11 protein-coding genes are annotated in these 5,250 nt (G+C 32.7%); all 11 read left to right on the top strand.

Annotated elements, in window-relative coordinates; all coding sequences use genetic code 11:
* Window positions 1-110 precede the first annotated feature (110 nt).
* A complete protein-coding gene (locus tag DNC80_RS15380) occupies window positions 111-995 on the top strand; it encodes a hypothetical protein (RefSeq protein WP_182651967.1) in 885 nt (294 codons plus the stop codon).
* Between the two features lie 7 nt (window positions 996-1,002).
* A complete protein-coding gene (locus tag DNC80_RS15385; protein ID WP_182651968.1) occupies window positions 1,003-1,719 on the top strand; it encodes a hypothetical protein in 717 nt (238 codons plus the stop codon).
* Window position 1,720: 1 nt separating this feature from the next.
* Complete coding sequence (locus tag DNC80_RS15390; RefSeq protein WP_182651969.1) at window positions 1,721-1,948, top strand: hypothetical protein; 228 nt, start codon at window positions 1,721-1,723, stop codon at window positions 1,946-1,948.
* A 1-nt stretch (window position 1,949) separates the two neighbouring features.
* Complete coding sequence (locus DNC80_RS15395) at window positions 1,950-2,141, top strand: hypothetical protein (RefSeq protein ID WP_182651970.1); 192 nt, start codon at window positions 1,950-1,952, stop codon at window positions 2,139-2,141.
* An 11-nt stretch (window positions 2,142-2,152) separates the two neighbouring features.
* Window positions 2,153-2,701 carry a hypothetical protein gene (locus tag DNC80_RS15400; protein ID WP_182651971.1) on the top strand — a complete coding sequence of 183 codons (549 nt, stop codon included), beginning with the start codon at window positions 2,153-2,155 and terminating at the stop codon, window positions 2,699-2,701.
* 12 nt (window positions 2,702-2,713) lie between these two features.
* On the top strand, window positions 2,714-3,352 hold the full coding sequence (locus tag DNC80_RS15405; protein WP_182651972.1) for a hypothetical protein: 639 nt from the start codon (window positions 2,714-2,716) through the stop codon (window positions 3,350-3,352).
* Between the two features lie 2 nt (window positions 3,353-3,354).
* Window positions 3,355-3,822, top strand: a complete 468-nt coding sequence (locus DNC80_RS15410; RefSeq protein WP_182651973.1) for a hypothetical protein — start codon at window positions 3,355-3,357, stop codon at window positions 3,820-3,822.
* Between the two features lie 24 nt (window positions 3,823-3,846).
* Window positions 3,847-4,554, top strand: coding sequence for a class I SAM-dependent methyltransferase (locus tag DNC80_RS15415; protein ID WP_182651974.1), 708 nt, complete (start codon window positions 3,847-3,849; stop codon window positions 4,552-4,554).
* Between the two features lies 1 nt (window position 4,555).
* Window positions 4,556-4,759, top strand: coding sequence for a hypothetical protein (locus tag DNC80_RS15420; RefSeq protein ID WP_182651975.1), 204 nt, complete (start codon window positions 4,556-4,558; stop codon window positions 4,757-4,759).
* 1 nt (window position 4,760) lies between these two features.
* A complete protein-coding gene (locus tag DNC80_RS15425; protein WP_182651976.1) occupies window positions 4,761-4,967 on the top strand; it encodes a hypothetical protein in 207 nt (68 codons plus the stop codon).
* Window positions 4,967-5,250: hypothetical protein (locus tag DNC80_RS15430; RefSeq protein ID WP_182651977.1), on the top strand; the 284-nt coding region annotated here is incomplete at its 3' end. The genes DNC80_RS15425 and DNC80_RS15430, both read left to right, overlap by 1 nt.

The raw sequence follows: 5,250 nt of genomic DNA on the forward strand, positions 1-5,250 counted from the left end.
ATATATATGTAGAAAACGGTGTTGTTATACCTAGTGGATCAGGTTCAACTATAAGCTCTTGTAATCCTTATAATTGATACGATATCATATCAAACTAAAAATAAACCAATATGAAAATACAATTTAGGATTATCAATAAAGGAAAAGGTAATGTAATTATTATGCCTTCTGATCTACACAAAGTTTGTTCTTGTTGTGAGGAAAATTCAAGATCTAAAAATACAGTAATTACCTCGGCTGAATTACTTGTTTTTAAAGCTGATGGAAATCTAAACAATGATGTTATTGAACCAAGAGATACCGTTATAGGAAATATTGAAGGACAATTTTTAAATTCTGGAACTTTTTACGGCGGAGACCCTCTATTGTTAAATAGCTATCAGACAGCTCAGGATAATAAAGTAGGCGTTATTAAATCATTTGCAAATGGTTTATTAAGTTATGACCTAAGACAAGAAATACTTGATCAATTTATTCCATTTGACCCTCGAAATCCATTTAACTCCGGATTTCTAGGTATTAATGCAGTCATTTTAGCCCCTGATGGCGATGGGGGTTATCTTCCTGAATTCGAAATGACTTTATCTGAACCAAACGGTGAATTCTTACAGTTAGGAGATAAGAACATTGTAAAATTAAGAGACACATCAGGGGAATTTAGCGATTCTGATCCATTTACAGTTAATTTTTTAGATATAATCAGTTCAAATAGTTTTGATATCAAAAGGTTAATCGATGGTGAATTATTTATTTACTCTAAGAGAGATTTTAACCCGCAAGGTAACTATAACATGGAACAAAGAAATGATGAAGGAATTAATGTTGGTGTCAAATATTTTAATGAGCAAAATAATTTAATTGCAATCGGCCAGGATGAAGAATCAGGAGAAGGAATATGGCAATTACAAATGGCCCCACCTTTTTACGGTTATTATGTAATCGTAGACATAGACACCAATCAAGAAATATCAAACAGATTTACTATTCCACAATAAAAAACAAATGAAAAAACTAATCACATCATGCATTTTAGCTATCGGGATGATAGTAAGTGCGCAGACAAATCAAGTAATAACTAAACCTTTACAATTAAATTCAGTTGCCAGCGGATCTTCAACGGATAAGCACCTTGTAATTGGAGAAAACAAAGTAGTTAAAAAGGTTACTGACAATTCAGTTAAAAGTGTTAACGGCATAACTCCAATTAACGGTAACGTAACTATTCGGTTAGCCAATTCAAACACTCCTAATTTACGACAAATTTTAGATCAAGGTTTTCAGGCGGAATCAAATTTTGTGATTTCTAATGCAAATAGAAGTTTCAGAATTGAACATGATCATATTCAAATAAACTCTAGTAACGGTATTTTCATGATGGGTGATTTGACCCAACATGGTAATAGAAATTTATTTGGAGACACCAAACAAAACGGAGCTTTTAAATTACGATCAGGAGCATTCCACATATTTAGTCCTGAAAATAATTCTGAATATGGCGACGCAACGTTTTCTTACGATAATTTTCTTGGGCTGTCAATTAATTCCAACTCTAAAATCAGAATAAATGCTCCTAGCGGCGGAGTTGAAATTTTTGCAGGAAATAAATTAAAACTTACTGGTATTTCAGAATACGCCGATGATTCAGCTGCAGGAGCAGCAGGTCTTGAAAGATATAATGTTTATGTAACTCCTACGGGTGTTTTAATGATGAAGTTATAAAATGAAAAAAGTATTAGAAAATATCAAGGCTATTATAGCTTTATTTATTGTTTTTTTTAGTTTTTCATATTTTTTTATCACGACGTTCTTTGGCAAAGAAAATCCTCAAATTCTTATTGCGGTTGTAGGAGCTTTAAGTCTTGTAATAGGTTATTATTTTGGTAGCAGCTCAGGTAGTGCGCAAAAACAGGAAACAATAGATAAGATGAATCAAAATAAAACGACATAAAATGAAACTTATCTCCGAAATTATAGATCTAAAAATAACCTTTTTATACTCACTTATGATGTTTGTATTTAATTTAGAATTAATAAAAACAGGTTATGCAGTAGTAAGTGGTTTTATTTTTATTGGTTACAATCTACACAGATGGTACATCATGTATAGAAACGACAGAAACAAAAAAAAAACTAACAAATAACATTTACAAAAATGAGAACAGCCCTTTATTACTTTTTTTCGCTATTACTTATTTTGCTTTTATCTTCGATTTTTTTGGTGAGCTGCAAGACAAAGCAGCCTTTAATTGAGAAGAATGAAACCACCTTTGTTTCAAGAGACAGCATTAACAATTTTCATATTATTTCAAATAATAAAGCTATACACGATAGCTTAGTTGTTGTCATTGGGAAAATAAAAACTGAAAAAAAAGAGTGCGATAGCGTTTGTCAAATATCGGTAGACAAGCTTTTGTCTCAATTAAATAGTAAAAAAACATCAGGCGACAACTCGTCTGATGTTTTTTATGATCCGGACAAAAACACTTTGAATGTCAATACGCATGTTGGAGCCACAAAAAATGACAGTGTGCGGTTTACAAAGATTATTTACATTACTAAAATCGTATATTCGCACAAGGATATCCCGATAGATAAACCACTATCAAAATGGCAACTAACACTAATAATAATTGGTGCAATAACCTTGGGGTATTTATTTTTTAAGATTACCATGCTAGTGAAGTCAAAATTCCTAGTTTAACACCATTAAACCATGAAACCAACCACAAAAAAAAGTAATAATACAATGCTTTATGCAGGTATTGCATTACTTGTAGGAGTAGGTGCTTATGCTATCTCAGGAAATAAGCAAGATCAATCTTTAACTGAAAGTGAACCAACAACTCCTAACGGGGAATCGCCTACTACACCAATTAGTGTTGCTCCTAAAGTACCAAACTATAATTTAATTCTAAGATTAGGTTCAAGAGGTCAGGAAGTAGCTAAATTACAATCAATGATGGGCGTTCCCTCAGATGGAATATTCGGATTGCAAACAGAATCAAAGCTTTTCGAATTAAAGGGAGTAAAGATTGTTTCTTTAAATACCTATGCTCAAATAGTAAAACGTGCTACCTTATCCACTATTGTTTATCCAGCAGGAACAAAAGTAATGGTAAAAAATAGAAATGGAGCTAAAGTATATAGAGGCGAACGAAAAGCAGACGGTACGTATTTTTCTACTGGAGATGTTGCAGCAACTTTTAAATTTGGAGAACATATTGGAACAATAAAATCAGTTAGTGCTGATAAACAATCCCATTCTGTGCACTTTAAGAGCTTTTTATATGGAGATCTACTATTCGATGCCGTGGGTTTTATAAATACAGTTGATGTTGAAAAATATACTTAATCATGGAAGGAAATACAATTTTAAAAATTTTAGGAGGAGCTGCAGTAGTTTCTACCTTATTTGCCTTTAAGAAAAAAGGTGATTTTTCAAAAGTAATCGAATCAATGACCATGGACATCAGATCCATTAGAAACTTACGATTGAGGTCTGGAAAGGTATGGTTAGATTGTGATATTGGATTTCATAATCCTACTGAATATGACATGAATATTTATACTGCTGGGGTTATTAAATTGAAGCAAATAAAGCTAATGTACAAAGGAGTCGTTATTGGAAATGCTTATTCAAATAAAGACGAGTTCGAGCTTCCTGCAAAAAGTAATTACTTAATTACTGATATTAACGTAGAATTACTATTTTTGAATATTATTGACCAATTCCTGAAAGGAGGACTAGACAGTAACGTGGATAATTACCAAATACACACTATTGTAGAAGCCTTGGGAAAAAATTGGGTAATTGAGCAATAAAAAACACCATTAAACCAAACCAAAATGAGTATTCTTATTAAAGAAATACTCGCAAAGCCTATTTTAACCGAATCCGATTATAAAGCACTGGAGGAATTTGAACCCAATGAGGGAACCAACCGTCTCTATTCTTTTTTTACTCCAATATGGCTGTGCGAGGTAATGTACAAATTAGCAATTCGCTATGGCTTTGATCCACTCAAAGGCAAAGTGCTTGAGCCAGCCTGCGGAACTGGTAATTTCTTAACCGTATTACCCAACCCTAAAAATGTAACAGCTTTCGAACTCGATCCTTTGAACTATGAAGTTTCAAAGAAGCGAGTTCTTGGCATTACTATTTATAACAACTATTTTGAAACTGCATTTTTACAGGAGCCACGATTTACCACTTTATTAAAGAACAATAACACCTGGTTAAAAGACGCTCCTTTTGATTTGGTTATAGGTAATCCACCTTACGGAAAGTATGCCAATTTGTACTCTAGTTATTTTAAGAGTTTGAAATTTAAACAGGTCGAAATGTTTTTCATGTTACAATCCCTAAAACTGCTCAAAAAAGGCGGTTTATTAGTGTTTATCACAGGTTCAAATTTCATGCGTAATGACAAAACCTACCAACACGAAAAAGAAATGATAGGGGAATACGCAGATCTTGTGGATGCGTACCGTATGCCTAAAGTTTTTAAAAACACCGATGTTCCCACCGATATATTAATTTTTAAAAGAAAGTAAAATGAAACGATTTTATGTAAAGTTCCAACACGGACACCACCGAGTAATAGACCGTACTAAAAATGCTTTCATCACTGGATATTCTCAAAAAATAGATGCCGATAAAACCGCAAAAGGACTAAATATTCTCAAAAAAGAGGAAAGTATTCAGGACCGAATTAAACTATTAAAAACCACCGCAGGATACGGGCATTATTGTAAATAAAATGACAGAGACACAGCTTATCACCCAATTAAGAGAAAATATAAAAGAAGCATTAGCAACAGTTACGTTAGCTAATTCACCTACAATTTATAAACTGATCCAAACAGAATCAGGATATAGAAATATAGAGGAAATGATTATTGCTAAAATGATCCAAAACAATTTCAGTGCAAGTGCTTGTATTCCACATTTAGAAAGAGAATTGTAATGTCAAACTTCCTAGAAATAACCTCAAACGATAACTGGTTCAAATTGCACCCTGATAAAATTGCAGGCGTGGAATATGAAACCACTTCTTTTTATTTCCCAATTATGGTGAAGGGAACAAAAGATGATGTTTTGAGGGTTACTGGAATGCTAAATAATTTCAAGGAACATGAAAAAAATGTGAAAAAATGGCAAGATTTTATTAAAGAACCACTACGAGCTGCAATACCTACTTACCTGCATAAAAAGCCGCAAAATGAGATATTAAAAATTGAAAAAGACCT

This window comes from Flavobacterium sp. SOK18b, assembly GCF_014156605.1.
GTDB classification, from domain to species: Bacteria; Bacteroidota; Bacteroidia; order Flavobacteriales; family Flavobacteriaceae; genus Flavobacterium; species Flavobacterium tiangeerense.